Source organism: Dictyobacter arantiisoli (assembly GCF_008326305.1).
In the GTDB taxonomy this organism is placed as follows: domain Bacteria; phylum Chloroflexota; class Ktedonobacteria; order Ktedonobacterales; family Ktedonobacteraceae; genus Dictyobacter; species Dictyobacter arantiisoli.
In genome coordinates, this window is sequence record NZ_BIXY01000026.1 from 1 (window position 1) to 14685 (window position 14685).

Here is a 14685-nt window from a genome sequence, read left to right on the forward strand (position 1 = left end):
GATTGGTTAGGTGCTTCCAACGTTGCAAAGTACATGCGGCATTTCTGTGCTCAGCCTCAAGAAGCAATTCAATTGCTTCTTGACAAGCTTTCGTGGTAAAACGGGACTACCAAAAAGCCCTGCCTCAAAGGTTCGCCAGCAGTATCGTTTATGCGGAAGAGCCATCAAATCGGGTGAAGCTCATCCGAGCGAATAGGCACACAGAGAGACATTTCTCCTACCTGTCACATCAATAACCATCTATGAGAAGTCCATGTGAAATTATTATAAGAGGGAATATTAGTAAAGAACTCTTATCGCATTCGATAAGTGAAAGGATAACATACGATGTACCAATCACCCGAACAATTTAATTGCCCTGCCTGCGGTGATACAACACATGTCAAAAAGGTCAGTATTATCGTTGATGAAGGGACCGCCCATCAGACAACGGTCTTTTTTTTTCAACCACGCGTGAGAAGAAATTCATTCCAGGTTCATACTTCCGTTGGAAACACTCAGTCTCAAACAAAACTAGCACGAAAACTGGCCCCACCTCATTCGCTGATGGGCTTTGCTGTGATCACCTTTCTCTTCTGTTTGTTCTATGGCGTTTTTCTTGCCAGTGCAGGAACCTTTGGAGGGTTCGCGGGAGCAAGCTTGATTATTGGCCTTTCAGTCCTATTCCTCTTCTATGCGATCAGCACGTGGCCCGAAGCGCGTAAGAAGAAAGCCAAATGGCAGAAACTCTATTACTGTGATCTTCACGATCTGGTCTTTGAAGTGGGAAAGCAGGAGAAGGCTGTTCCATCGTCAAAAATGAAATGGTTGCTCAAACAAGACCTTTACCTGTAAAAATGTGAAGGTGATGGTTCTGAGCGTCACCCCCTGACACCTGCTCGCTCCTTTGGGGCGAGCTTTGTGGACGACTCCACCGTAGAACAGTGGCCGCTACGGTGGTTTCCGCCATCCACCTTTTCATTTTTGTACCATTTTTATTTGTAAAAGATCATGCGGCGGCGCTTGAAAAACCTATGAGATGCATTTGTGCTTGTAGATCTTGACAAAAAAATTGCAATAAGTTATAAATAAAATAGCAAAATGTTATTAACTAAATTTTGTTCCTCTTTTTATCCCAAGGGGTGATAGATATGGCGATCTTCCTGCTGGCTCTAATAGGAACGCTGATTATAATGGCCTGTCTGACTATTGGACGCTTAGCTTTTGGACGTGCCGAGCCTTTTCAAGCACGTTCATTTATCCGTTGGTTTCTCTTCTTTTTTGTATTCAATTACCTGTTCTCACTGGCGCAACTCTACATATCCTTACCAGCGCTGGCCGGGCCATTCTGGGGCTGGCAGTGGGTATTATGGCCGTTGTTGATTAGCAGCGTGATTAATCTGTTATCCGTGGCGGGAGGCGCGGGAGGCGCGCTGGCGATGGGTCTGAGTATCAGTCAGGGTCAGGTCTATACACCGCCGAAGGGGAGTGAGAAGATCTCACGCCGTTCGATCGCGGCTGGCATCTTTGGGATCGTCGTGGTTGCTGTGCTGGGCATCGCCGCCACCATTCTGATCAACGTCTTTACGACCTGGTTTGATGGGAATGCTAAAGCCCTGGCCGCCATTCCTCATGTCACGACCGCCGCGACACCCAATCTACCTCCTACGGATGCCAGTAATATTGTGCTGGTGAGCCAGAGCGTGGCATCGTATAAAGGCCAGCAAATTCTTGGCTCGACCGGACAGAATCTGGGGTCAGCCTACAATCTGGACCCGACCAGCTATACCTTACAATCTATCAATCATCATCTCTATTATGTCGCGGAACTGAGCTATAACAATCTTTTTGTCAATCTATCCAATCCCACCACGCCGGGTTTTGTGATGGTTGACGCGGAAAATCCTCAGCAGCCGCCACAACTGCACACGGAAGCGCAGGCGACGATTCGCTATCTGCCCGGTGCATTCCTGAACCAGGACTTATTGCATCATGTCTACCTCAGTGGCTATGTCTATGGACGTCTGGCAGATCCTACTCTGGAGCTAGATGATAGTTTACATCCCTACTGGACCATCTCATTGATGCAGCCAGCGCGTGGGTATACAGGTGATACCTTGAAGCAGGTCTTGCTGGTAGATGCCCATACGGGGGATATTAAAGCGTATGATCCACAAAATGTACCGGCCTGGGTCGATCGTGTCATGCCTGCTGAAACGGTCACTCAATACCTGAGCTGGTGGGGACTCTATCACAATGCTCCCTGGTTTAATCCTTCGGGCCTGGGACAACAGGCACCGGCCAGTGCGCCTGAGTTGCTTTATAATAAAACTGACCAGCCCGTCTGGTTGATTCCGATGACCTCTTCCTCGATGAATGATAATTCCAGTACTGGCATATTCCTGTTTGATACGCATAAAAATCAAGCTACCTTTTATGCCAAAGCGGCAGGTCTGGGTATCGGGGACAATGTGACCAGAACCTTCCAATCAACACGCGCCAATATTCGTGGGTATAATGTCGCCTCGGTCCAACTTTATCAGATCTACAATACCCCTACCTGGGTTGCCATCTATGTGCAAAATACCAGTAGTGGTGACATCTTTCAGGCCGTTGGATTAGTGGGTGCGCGTCAATTAAATGGCAATAATGTCCAGTTTGATCCCGATCTCGTTTCGGGACTGCGGGATTATCAGCAATGGGTAACCAATCAAGGGGGTAGCGGTGATAACGGTGGCACGACCAGTACCAAACCACAGACCGTCAGTGGGAAAGTCCTGCGTATCTCTTCGGTCGTCCAGGGAACAAACACCATCTATTACCTGCAGATCGCTGGTCAACCGAGCATCTTTACTGCCAATCTTTCCCTCTCGCCCAAGTTACCATTGGTTCAGTCAGGCGATACTGTGTCCATCACCTATATGGCTGGCGGTGGAAATGTTGTCAATCTGCAAACCTTTGATGATACCAGCATCAACCTGGGCAGTGGTAGTGTACCGGCGACACCAGCAGCTCAGGCGACGCCTGCCGCCACTCCGACCGTAAAGCCCGGCACAAAGAAATAGGTCAAATATCTCCAGTTTGTGTGTCATTCCGAGGGAGAGTGTATCTCCATATAGCGATACGCTCTCCCTCTTTGCGTTTGAGCCGATGTTTGAATTTAGCCTGTATTGCGTACGCCGGCCGCAATGCCGTTGATAGTGAGTAAGACACCATAGGTCAGGCGGGCGCGTTCCTTTTCCTCAGCAGTGGCGTCCTTCTCCGTCTCTGGATCGAGCGTCAGGGGACCGCCCAGTTTGCGCAGGCGTTTCAGGAGCACGATCTGGAAGTAGCTGAGTGGATCAACATAGGGATTACGCCGTTTGATCGACTCTTGCAGTACCGGGGAGTTATCAAGCAGGTCGTTACCGCCCACAATGGCGAGAATAGCCTGTCGGGTGCGTTCATATTCCGCCTGGATGGCCTGTGAGATACGTGCGCTGAGTTCTTGATCCTCAACCAGGGTGGCGGCATACTCGTGGGCAATCCTCATATCAGATTTTGAGAGCGTCATTTGCAAGTTATCGATGAATGCTTTTAAGAATGGCCAGTGCTGGTACATATGCCGGAGCTGGGGCAGGTTCGCAGGATTCTCTCGTATATGATCCTCGAAGGCTCCGCCAACGCCGTACCAGCTGGGCAGGACGTAACGGCTCTGCATCCAGGAAAAGACCCAGGGAATAGCGCGTAATTCTTCAATCGCGCGACCAGCATTGCGGCGCGAAGGACGTGAGCCAATGTTTAACCAGCCAATTTCGCTGATCGGTGTCGCCTGCTCGAAAAATTTTACGAAGGTTGGATCTTGATAGATCAATGCACGATAGCGTTGCAGGGCATTCTCTGAGAGATCCTGAAGTGCCGTGATCCATTCCTGCCTGGCTTTTGGATGCACCTGCCTCTCGATGATATCTTGATTTGGGATACTGGATTGTACTGTTCCAGCGACTACCAGTTCCATGTTACGCATCGCGATATCATGGATGCCATATTTAAAGGAAAGCATCTCGCCCTGCTCAGTGATGCGAATGCGTCCATTGACGGATTTAGGTGGTTGCGCCAAAATCGCTTCATAGATCGGACCACCACCACGGCCAATAGCTCCACCACGGCCATGAAAGATCCTGATGGCGATGTCTCTGCGTTCACTGAGCTCGCCCAATCGGCTCTGAGCCTGATAGAGTTCCCAGCTCGACGTCAGGATACCACCGTCTTTACTGCTATCCGAGTAGCCAAGCATGACTTGCTGCTCACGCTTGCAATTGTCCAGATAGGCGCTGTAGAGCGGATTGTTGAAGGCTTGCTCTAGAATAGCGGTGCACTCGCGCAGGTCATTGATGGTCTCAAACAGGGGCACGATCTGTAGATCATAGATGCCGACTTCTTTGCAGAAGAACTGCACTTCCATGATATCGCTGAGCTGATGCGTCATGCTAATGATATAGCATGTGATAGCTTTTTTGCCAAAGGCCTCGCGGACCTGACGGATCGTCTGGAAGGTGCCCAGAATATGGGCCGTATCTGGACTGAGTTCCAGGCCAGGACGAGTCAGTACCCGTGGATCGCGTAGCAAATCTCCCAGCACTGCCAGACGTTTCTCTTCATCGAACGTCCTATAGTCATCTTTGCAGACACCAGTGACCTGGAGTAATTCTGCCACCGCAGAGGCATGGCGCTCGCTATGTTGTCGCACATCGAGAGCCGCGAAATAGAAACGGAACAATTCTACCTTACGCAACAGAGAATGCAGGATACCTCTGGCAATAGCTATCTCACCATCGGCGATCAGACTATCCTGGACAAGACGCAAATCGGCGATCAGTTCATCGGCAGAGGTATAGGCAATTGACGGCTGTTCTGGCTGGCTGGCGCCTGATTTCCAGGAAAAGGTTTCTGGAATGGGCAGATTGGCTTTTGTCTCACCCAGGCGACGCCACATAAATGACAGTTTTGCACGATAGGGCTCGAGAGCTGTTTGAGGTCCTAATTCCTGGGCATAGTCAGGCATGCTTTCCATGTCTTTTTGTAAAGAAGCCTCAAGTTCTGGCGTGATGGTTGAGTGTTCAATTGACTGTGAACACTCACGTGCCAGCGCGAAGAGATCCTTGCGATAGTGGGTAAGTACATAGTTGCGTTGCAGGCTCAGTGCTGTGAGCAAGGTATCCGAGTTAATAAATGGATTCCCATCCTGGTCGCCTCCAATCCAGGAGCCAACATGGAGAAATGATGGGACCGTGACATCTGGATAATCCTGCTGTAACAATTCTTCAAATTCCGCATACAGGTCAGGCAGGGCATCATAGATAATCTCATCCAGATAGTAAATGCCCATTTTGATCTCATCGAGTGGCTTGGGGCGTACTTTGCGTACCGCATCTGTACGCCACAAAAGATCGATCACGCTATCCAGTTCCTGCTGCCAGCGTAGACGTTCGCGCTGTGTCATCAAATTGACGTTATCATTACGCGCGAGCAATTCTGTAATGTGACGGGATTTCGTAATCAAGCTTCGACGCGTCGCCTCGGTGGGGTGGGCGGTAAAAACGAGATCAATAGCCAGTTGATTGAACAGGGACTGGAGCGTGGCCGTGTCAAGCTTATTTTGCTTCAGGAACGCGACCAGCGCTTCGAGTGAGCCTCGCTGTAATTTATTCTGAGGATCAAGCTCGTGCGCCCGCTGGCGACGGATGCGATGATATTGTTCGGCTGTATTGACCAGATGGAAATAAGTGGTAAACGCTCTGATTGTGTCGATAGCGGTATCTAAATCGCTATCGCTGACAATATGCATGATCTCCTGTTCGAGGCTTGCGATTTCATTTTGAATGCGGGCCTGTTCTTCTTTATGTGCCTGGGCCAGTTGCATGCTACATTCACGCAGACGTATACAGGCACCTCGCAACTTTTCCACGGTATCAAAGACTGTGAACCCTTCATGCCGTTGAATTGATAATCCCAATGCATTGGCCAGGATACGAATATCCTGTCGTAGTGGATTATCTTTCTCGCGGCGGGAAACATGTTCCGACATAGTTTGTCCTTTATTAAGTATATTCTAGTGAGAACAGAGCACTCTTATTGCCTACGTACACTTCAAAATAGAGCAGCGCATGAGTTGCCTCATGGAACTGCACACTCTGGCTTGTTCTTGTGCACCTCGACACCATTCTAGCACATACCCGCAGGTCCAATGATATAGTTATTTTGCACAACCAATCAGCGATCGCATAGGCAGGCATGTAAGAACGTTTCGCGCATCCTCACCGGAAACGAGATAGCTTAGCCAGAACAAATATCTCTTGTACGAAAATTTTTCTTGTGCACAATGTACAAAAAATGACGCGTACACTTCTGCTAATTTGCCTGTTACCATTCAATGCTGCTCTACGTATACTTCTCTTATTAGTAGTTTTATCTATATCTTTGTAGGGTGTACCGAAGAGACCTCTACCTTACTCTCACACTGTTGATCTCTGCTCAGGGTAGGAAAACAGAAGTGGAGCAATGAATGCTCTATGTGCTCTGAATGAAGCCGTGTGTGCTCTCTTGTGTGGTAATGAAGCCGCCCATAAAATCTTGAGTAAAGGATGTATGCGAACAAGGAGAACGACATGGCAGCTCAAGCCTCTACTGACACGGGAATGAAGCCTACATTAGGGCTCACCGGTGTCACCATTAACGCAATGGCGTTAATCGCTCCAGGCGCATTCCTCTGGACTACTTTTCAATCGCAGGCTGGCACTGGCGCAACCAGTATGTGGTCATCTGTGTTCGTCGCCACAGTTATTGCGCTGCTGACCGCCCTGGCTTATGCAGCCCTGGCGAAGCGCTATCCTGAGGCAGGTACGGGAAGTTCTTATTACTTTGCAGAAGTTGCGGTGCTGCATAAGGAAGAGCACAAATATTTCAAGTTTGCCCGCTTGAGTAAATTTCTGGTTGGCTGGGCCTCACACCTCTATTATTGGGTCTATCCAGGCGTGATGGTTGCCTTTATGGGCAGTGTTATCGCCTACATTATCGGTTTTTTTGTACCGGGTTTTGGTACACCAGTACAACTCATCACCATCTGTATCGTGTTTTCGATTATCGTAGGTGCGATTGCTTACATTGGTGTCACCGGTTCAACGGTTGCCAACATCGTCATCAATATAATCCAGATTCTGGCGCTCCTCGTTTTCTCCATCGTTGCTATTGTCTTCCGTCTCAATCATCCGTTTTATCATTACGCGCATCCCAGCGCGCTGAGTGTCCTGATCCCACATGATGGCAATGGTTTCATCTATCAATCAACCATTGCAATTTTGTTAGTGGTGGGCTTTGAATCCGCAACGGCGTTAGCGGCTGAAGCGAAGAATCCACAGCGTGATGTTCCTCGTGGCGTGCTCCTCTCTCTGATCATCCAGGCCGTCATCTTCTACTTTTTTGAATACTTTGCCGCGAACTTCGTGATGGGTGATTTCTATAAGAGTGGTAAAACCGTTGGTTTTGATGCCGCTGCCGGTTCAATTGCGCCAATCGGAGATCTGGCTCAGATCTTTGGTGGTAGCTCCTTTGGAACGGCCTTCGCCGCGATTCTGGCGGTGTCGGTGGTCATCGCGTTGCTTGGTACTGCGCTTTCCTGTCTGAATACAGGTGTACGCGTCACCTATGCGATGGGAAAAGATACCGAGCTGCCAGCCGTCTTTGGTTTCTTGCATGGTCGTTTCCGCACCCCCCATGTGGGCGTGATTGTACTCACAGTCATTTCCGCCGTCATTGGATCGTACGGCGTCTTAAGTAGCAACAACCTTGTCCAGGTGGCGCTGATCTCCAATATTGGCACCTTCATTCTCTATGGCCTGACCTGCATTGTTTGTCTGATCGCATTTGCAGGCATGCCAAAGCGCGGCATCTTAAACACACTGATCGCGCCTATTGCTGGTGCGATATTGAATGTAGCTATGTTGCTCGGCGTCATCTACTTTGCCATTGTTGGGAACTCTGATGCCCAGCGCAACGTTATCATCGCAGGAATTTTCGCGATTGCCTGGCTGGTGATAGGCTTTGCCTTCCTCTTCTTCAGAAAGGTTACGAAGGGTATTCCCATTTTGCATGCTGAGGATTACAAGCAAAATGTGGGCATAACGCCAGAAGTTTCTGTGGGAACAGCCAGCGGCGAGTAAGACTGCATACCAATACAACCGCCCTCCTTTTCTCCTTCTCTGTGATAGGTCTCCACCTGGGAATAGGTGGGGACCTATCATCGTATCTGCTATCAGCAAATATGCTATATGGAAGGAAAAAACATAGCCAATATGTTTCTGGTTTTGCATTCTCGCTTGTGCTATACTTGAGGCAACACGTGGCAGATGGTTGACGGCATGTGATACAGCTAGATTTGCGGAGCTAACGAGGCTTAAATGTGTTCAGGTGCATTGTCAACAACAGATGAAGTGTAATTTTGATGCAAAAATGATTGTGATTGTGAGCGTGTAAAGACTTATGCCAATTGCATATACACCAGGGTCACGAATAGATCATTATGAAATAACCCAGATGCTTGGGCATGGGGGGATGAGTCGTGTGTACCTTGCGCGCGATCTGCATAATCAACAGACAGTTGTCCTTAAAATTCCCAATGATGACCTGATTGGTAATGTCGGTGTATACGAGCGTTACAAGCGTGAATCTGAGATTGGCAATCGCGTCAATCATCCCAACGTACAACGTATGCTCAATACTGGTGAGCCACGTAGCGAAGAATATCTTGTGATGGAGTATATTCAGGGTCAGACTTTGCGCACCCTGTTAGAGGAGCGTGAAGGTAATCCTCTTCCTCCCTCCGAAGCTATCCGCTTGACCTTACAAATTTGTGATGCATTGGCCTATTGTCATGTACATGGGGTCTTCCATCGGGATATTAAGCCAGAAAATATTATGGTTCAGGATGATGGAACGATCAAGCTGATCGATTTTGGAGTGGCGCTGCTGGCCGGGGCACGCCGCGTCACCTGGCGCGGACTGACTGGAACGGTGGGTACACCAGATTATATGTCGCCTGAACAGATCCGTGGGGAGCGTGGTACCGCCAGCTCAGATATCTATGCTGTTGGGGTGATTCTCTATGAGATGCTCTGTGGTCATCCTCCATTTGAAGGCGAAAATGTATTTGCTGTAATGAACCAGCATGCAACGCAAGACCCACCATCTATTCTGGATAGCCAACCTGAGCTGTCTCCTGAGTTGGCGACCGTTGTGATGAAGGCGATTCGGCGCGATGCTGATAAGCGTTATAAAACAATGCCCGATCTCTGTCATGCACTGCAAAATTTGAATGAAGTAATACCGGTACCCTATGAGCCAGAAACACCAGGTCAGAGTACCTGGCGCCATCAGATCCTGCTGGTCGTATTAATTATCATTGCATTGGCTTTAGTGGTAATTGCGATCGGGGTAGCGGCTCAGATGGTGCATAATACAGCTCACTGATCCCTTGCCTGCGCGCTGGTATCTCCTATATGTATGAACCGTCCAGTATCAAATAGAGCTATTGAACATACGCTAAGACCTGTCGGGCTTGCTCATAGGCGACAATAACAGGTTCTGCATAGCCATAGAGAGCCGAAAAAATCGTTCTTTTGTTATTGTACGCTGGATTGTTTCTTGCATTTTGTTTCTTCTGGATTTGTATACTTTGCCCTGATCCCCGACTCATTCTGATGGTAATTGGAAAAGGGAGGTAAAAATATACTACCCTCCCTGAAACAGTATAGGCATTTTCAACATATACAAAGCTTGTTTGGATGCTTATTTGTATGCTATACTCTCAAAACAAGTGATATTGTTACCCTTTTTTAACGAGCTAGGGTGCTCATAATCATCCCAACGTTGCAACAAGGTGCTCCTTATACCTGAAAACACTGAATGATGTCCCTCTTGCAGTACCCAAAACGCTAAATAGAATTCGACGGTCAACGACTGCTCGTCGAACCCTCTGGCCCCGGCGCAGGTGCCTCTAAGCATTCGCAAGATAGTCTTTTATTGGGAGAGCAATGCATGACGCACAAGCATGAAGCCATCGAATCTGCGTGTCAAATGTATCCGCTTTATGATAGCCGCTGGGAACACGATGCCTGCGGTACCGGTTTTTTAGCGCAAGTTTCTGGAGAGGCCAGCCATACTTTGGTGCAACAGGCTCTCGAAGCGTTGGCGCGTCTTACTCACCGCGGTGCACAGGATGCAGAAGCAGAAGTCTATGATGGCGCTGGTATCTTAACCCAAATTCCTAGAGCATTGCTTCTTGAGGAACTTGAGAAACAGCATATTACCATTGCCAATCCGCTTGATCTGGCAGTTGGGATGGTGTTCCTTCCTCCACGTGGGCACGCTCACTCCGCGCAATGTCGTCAAATTATCGAAGAGGCCCTGACAGAAAATGGGTTAACTGTAGCAGGGTGGCGTACCCCCCCGATTCGTTATGAAGTTCTTGGCGTTCGTGCGAGAGAAATAGCACCAGAAATAGCACAGGTGTTGATCTCATGCCCTGCTCACTTTACCTCCGAGCTGTACACAAAGACCTTATATCATGTGCGCCGTTTGATCGAGAAGCGATTACAAGAGGCACAGATCTCCGATTGTTACATTACCTCACTGTCAAATACTGTGCTTGTGCACAAGGGATTACTTGCTCCCAACGATCTGGCGAATTTTTACCTGGATCTGGGTGATCCCCGTTATACGAGCGCATTAGCTGTCTTCCATCAGCGTTACAGCACCAATACTTTCCCTGCCTGGCCGCTTGCTCAACCGATGCGCATCCTGGCCCACAATGGTGAAATCAATACCATTCAGGGAAATAGAAATTGGATGAAAGCGCGTGAGGGCTCTCTCTCTACCCCTTATTGGGATGAGCAACTTCAGGATCTTTTGCCCATTGTGCAGCCTGGGACCAGTGATTCTTCCCAATTGGATAATGCATTAGAGATGCTGGCAGCCTCTGGCCGCGATCTATTGCAGAGCATGCAGATGCTGGTTCCACCAGCCTGGGAGCATGATGATGAGATCGATGCTGCCCAGCGTGCGTGGTGCGATTATCATGCTGGTCTGGTTGAGCCCTGGGATGGTCCAGCCGCTTTAGTCTTTAGCGATGGACATATTGTTGGGGCTGCGTTAGATCGCAATGGTCTGCGTCCCGCCCGCTATGTCCTGACGGCGCAAGGTCTGCTGATCGTCGCCTCTGAAGTTGGAGTGGTTTCGCTCGATGCTCCCGATATTGTTGAGAAAGGTCGTCTCGGACCCGGTGAGATGCTGGCCGTTGACCTTGAAAATCACGTTTTCTTGCGTGATGCTGCGATTAAAGAAGGGCTTGCGCAACGTCAGCCTTATCAGGAGTGGTTGGATAGCTATCGTTTGAGCCTGGCACAATTGCCTGCTCCAGTTGTTGAGCAGTCTGATGCTCGCGATGCTATTGAAAGCAGCGATTTGTTTACACGGCAACAAATCTTCGGGTATACGCATGAGGATGTCGAGATGGTCCTGCGCCCAATTCTATCGGATAACAAAGAGCCGACATGGAGTATGGGTGATGATGCGCCACTGGCTGTCCTCTCACAACAACGTCGTTCATTTTCAGATTACTTCCGCCAGCGTTTTGCGCAGGTGACCAATCCTCCGATTGATCCATTGCGCGAACGGGTTGTAATGTCACTGGACAGCTATCTTGGCCGTCGTGGCAGCTTATTGACTGAGAGCGCGGAGCATGCACGTCTGATCCATCTGGCGACTCCATTGTTAACAGAGACGCAATTAGAGACGTTGCGTAGCTTTGACAATGAGCATTTCCACTCCCGTACTTTACATACAACCTTTGATGTCTCGGCTGGTAGCGGTGCATTAGAGGCCACCCTGGATCGCCTGGAGCAAGAAGCAATTGCTGCTGTGCGTGACGGAATTACATTGATCATTTTGAGTGATAACAAGGCTTCCGCCACCCACATTCCCGTCCCCATGGTTATCGCTGTCGGGGCAGTTCATAGTGCCTTGATTGCACAGGGTCTGCGTTCCAGCGTCTCGCTGATCTGTGAGACAGGAACGGTCTGCGATGTGCATCAGGTTTCGCTGGTATTAGGATATGGTGCCGAGGCGATTGTGCCAACGCTGGCTTTCGAGAGCGTACGTGCTCTGGCTGGTGAGCGCCGTCTGGAGCATATCACCAAAGAGATTGCGGTTGAGCGCTATATTCATGTGATTGAAGATGGCCTCTGTAAAATTATGGCCCGTATGGGTATCTCGACACTGCGCAACATCATTGGTGCCGGTCAATTTGAGATTCTGGGATTGGCCTCTGAGTTTGCTGAGCGCTGCTTTAGCGGTTCGATGTTCCATGCCGGTAAGATTACCTATACGCTGGTCGCAGAGGAACTGATCAAGCAGTCAGATAGTTTGTGTCAGGAAGTAGTGGCTGCAGAGTCAACGGCAACTGCTCGCAAGCGTAAGCTCGCGGATCTGGGACGTTTCCGTTTCCGCCGCGATGCTGAATATCATGCCTTTAATCCTTTGATTGTGCGTGCCCTGCAAAAGGCAGCTCAATCCGGCACCAAAGAAGATTATCAGCAATATACTTCGCTGGTCTATAACCGTCCCGCTACCGCTTTGCGTGATCTGTTCACCTTTGCGAAGCGCAATCCAATCGCATTGGATCAGGTTGAGTCGATGGAATCCATTCGTGCTCGCTTCGTGGTTTCGGCCATGTCTGTCGGCGCGTTAAGTCCTGAGACACATCAAACGATTGCCGCTGCTATGAATAGCATCGGAGGACGCAACAATACCGGTGAGGGTGGTGAAGATCCTGAGTGGTATACCAAGACGTTGGAAGGATATCCCGTCAGCAGTAAGATCAAGCAGATTGCTTCGGCCCGCTTTGGTGTGACTCCTGAGTATCTGGTGCGAGCGCAAGAGCTAGAAATTAAGATGGCTCAAGGTTCCAAGCCAGGTGAGGGTGGTCAATTGCCACCATTCAAGGTAACCCCATTTATCGCGAAACTGCGCCATACCGCTCCTGGTGTGCAATTGATCTCACCGCCCCCGCATCATGACATCTATAGCATCGAAGATATTGCTCAGTTGATGTACGACTTGCATCAGATTAATCCAACGGCAAAGGTTGGCGTGAAGCTGGTTTCGGCTGCTGGTGTTGGTACCATTGCCGCTGGTGTCGCCAAAGGCCATGCGGATTATGTGTTGATCAGTGGTCATGATGGTGGTACCGGTGCTTCACCGATTCAATCGATCAAGCATGTCGGTATGCCCTGGGAGCGCGGTCTGGCGGAGGCGCAGCAAGTTCTGGTGAAGAATGGTCTGCGTAAGCGCGTCAAGCTGCGGGTAGATGGTGGTCTGAAAACCGGGCGTGATGTGCTTGTCGGCGCTCTGTTGGGTGCTGAGGAGTATGGCTTTGGTACAGCGGCCCTGGTTTCACTGGGATGCGATATGGCACGCCAGTGTCACTTGAATACCTGTCCCGCTGGCATTGCCACACAACGGGATGACCTGCGTGCGAAGTTCACTGGTCGTCCACAGTTCCTGATCAACTACCTGACCCAGGTGGCTGAAGAGGTGCGTGAATTGCTGGCAGAGCTTGGCTTCTCGCGTCTTGAGGATGTGATGGGTCGTGCCGATCTGTTGCATTGTGAGGAAGATTGCGACCTGGATGTTTCCTCCCTCCTGGTCTCGCTGCCGGTCATTTCTGATCCAGCTTACGAAAACAAGCTGCCACAGTCACATGTCGCGGTAGAATTGCTGGAGGAGGCCGAGCCAGCCTTGAGTGGCGAGCAGAGCATTATCACACAGCATGAGATTCACAACTATGATCGTGCGATTGGCGTGAGCCTGGCGGGCGAGGTTGCCCGTCGCCATGGCAATAGCGGTCTTTCAGGTGTGAGTATCACAGGAAACTTCACTGGCTCGGCGGGCCAAAGCTTCGGAGCTTTCAATGTTCCTGGCGTTCGTCTGATCCTCAGTGGAGAGGCGAATGACTACGTGGGTAAGAGTATGGCTGGTGGACAGATTGTGATTACCCCGTCTGCTGGTTCAACCTTTGCGTCACAGGATAATATTATCCTGGGCAATACCGCGCTGTATGGAGCGACCGGTGGTTCCCTCTTTGCCGCAGGGCGAGCGGGTGAGCGCTTCGCAGTCCGCAATAGCGGTGGCTTCGCAGTCGTCGAGGGTGTTGGCGATCATGCCTGTGAATACATGACTGGCGGTATGGTGGTTGTGCTGGGTGATACCGGCCGCAACTTTGGCGCTGGCATGTCGGCTGGTATCGCTTATGTTCTGGATCGTGACGAGAAGTTTCTGGGACGTTGCAATACGGAAATGGTGATCCCAGGTCGTGTTGAGGATGATAGTGAGTTGGAGGCTCTACGTGCTGTAGTCGAGCTGCATGCACGCAAGACACGCAGTAAATATGCCGAAGACCTGTTAGCAAATTGGGATCAGATCAGCCATTCCTTCTGGCGAGTCCAACCCCAGGGCAATACAACCTCGGTGCGTGATTTTGTGGATGCCAATGAGCAAGATGGCTTGCTAAGCGTATCCCATTAATCCATATCCAAACAGCTACACAACAGCGAGCGGAGTGTCAATAAGGACATCCCGCTCGCTTCTGCATGAAATGAACAAGAACGTAGGCCC

6 protein-coding genes are annotated in these 14685 nt (G+C 49.9%); 5 read left to right on the plus strand and 1 reads right to left on the minus strand.

The window, feature by feature from the left end:
• The first annotated feature begins 327 nt into the window (after nucleotides 1-327).
• On the plus strand, nucleotides 328-834 hold the full coding sequence (locus F1593_RS10510; protein WP_149401516.1) for a hypothetical protein: 507 nt from the start codon (nucleotides 328-330) through the stop codon (nucleotides 832-834).
• Nucleotides 835-1130: 296 nt separating this feature from the next.
• Nucleotides 1131-3044, plus strand: coding sequence for a hypothetical protein (locus F1593_RS10515; protein ID WP_149401517.1), 1914 nt, complete (start codon nucleotides 1131-1133; stop codon nucleotides 3042-3044).
• Between the two features lie 95 nt (nucleotides 3045-3139).
• Here F1593_RS10515 and ppc read toward each other — a convergent pair whose 3' ends face one another.
• On the minus strand, nucleotides 3140-6046 hold the full coding sequence (gene ppc, locus F1593_RS10520) for a phosphoenolpyruvate carboxylase (RefSeq protein WP_149401518.1): 2907 nt from the start codon (nucleotides 6044-6046) through the stop codon (nucleotides 3140-3142).
• A 580-nt stretch (nucleotides 6047-6626) separates the two neighbouring features.
• Here ppc and F1593_RS10525 point away from each other — a divergent pair.
• From F1593_RS10525 to gltB, 3 genes are all read left to right on the plus strand, one after another.
• A complete protein-coding gene (locus tag F1593_RS10525; RefSeq protein ID WP_149401519.1) occupies nucleotides 6627-8177 on the plus strand; it encodes an APC family permease in 1551 nt (516 codons plus the stop codon).
• Nucleotides 8178-8496: 319 nt separating this feature from the next.
• Nucleotides 8497-9483: a serine/threonine protein kinase gene (locus tag F1593_RS10530; protein ID WP_149401520.1), complete on the plus strand. Its 987-nt coding sequence runs from the start codon at nucleotides 8497-8499 to the stop codon at nucleotides 9481-9483.
• A 567-nt stretch (nucleotides 9484-10050) separates the two neighbouring features.
• On the plus strand, nucleotides 10051-14595 hold the full coding sequence (gltB, locus tag F1593_RS10535; RefSeq protein ID WP_149401521.1) for a glutamate synthase large subunit: 4545 nt from the start codon (nucleotides 10051-10053) through the stop codon (nucleotides 14593-14595).
• Nucleotides 14596-14685 lie beyond the last annotated feature (90 nt).

Coding starts and splice junctions, on each gene's coding strand:
- gltB (WP_149401521.1), top strand. CDS start 10,051: ATGACGCACAAGCATGAAGCCATCGAATCTGCGTGTCAAATGTATCCG.
- F1593_RS10515 (WP_149401517.1), top strand. CDS start 1,131: ATGGCGATCTTCCTGCTGGCTCTAATAGGAACGCTGATTATAATGGCC.
- F1593_RS10525 (WP_149401519.1), top strand. CDS start 6,627: ATGGCAGCTCAAGCCTCTACTGACACGGGAATGAAGCCTACATTAGGG.
- ppc (WP_149401518.1), bottom strand. CDS start 6,046: ATGTCGGAACATGTTTCCCGCCGCGAGAAAGATAATCCACTACGACAG.
- F1593_RS10530 (WP_149401520.1), top strand. CDS start 8,497: ATGCCAATTGCATATACACCAGGGTCACGAATAGATCATTATGAAATA.
- F1593_RS10510 (WP_149401516.1), top strand. CDS start 328: ATGTACCAATCACCCGAACAATTTAATTGCCCTGCCTGCGGTGATACA.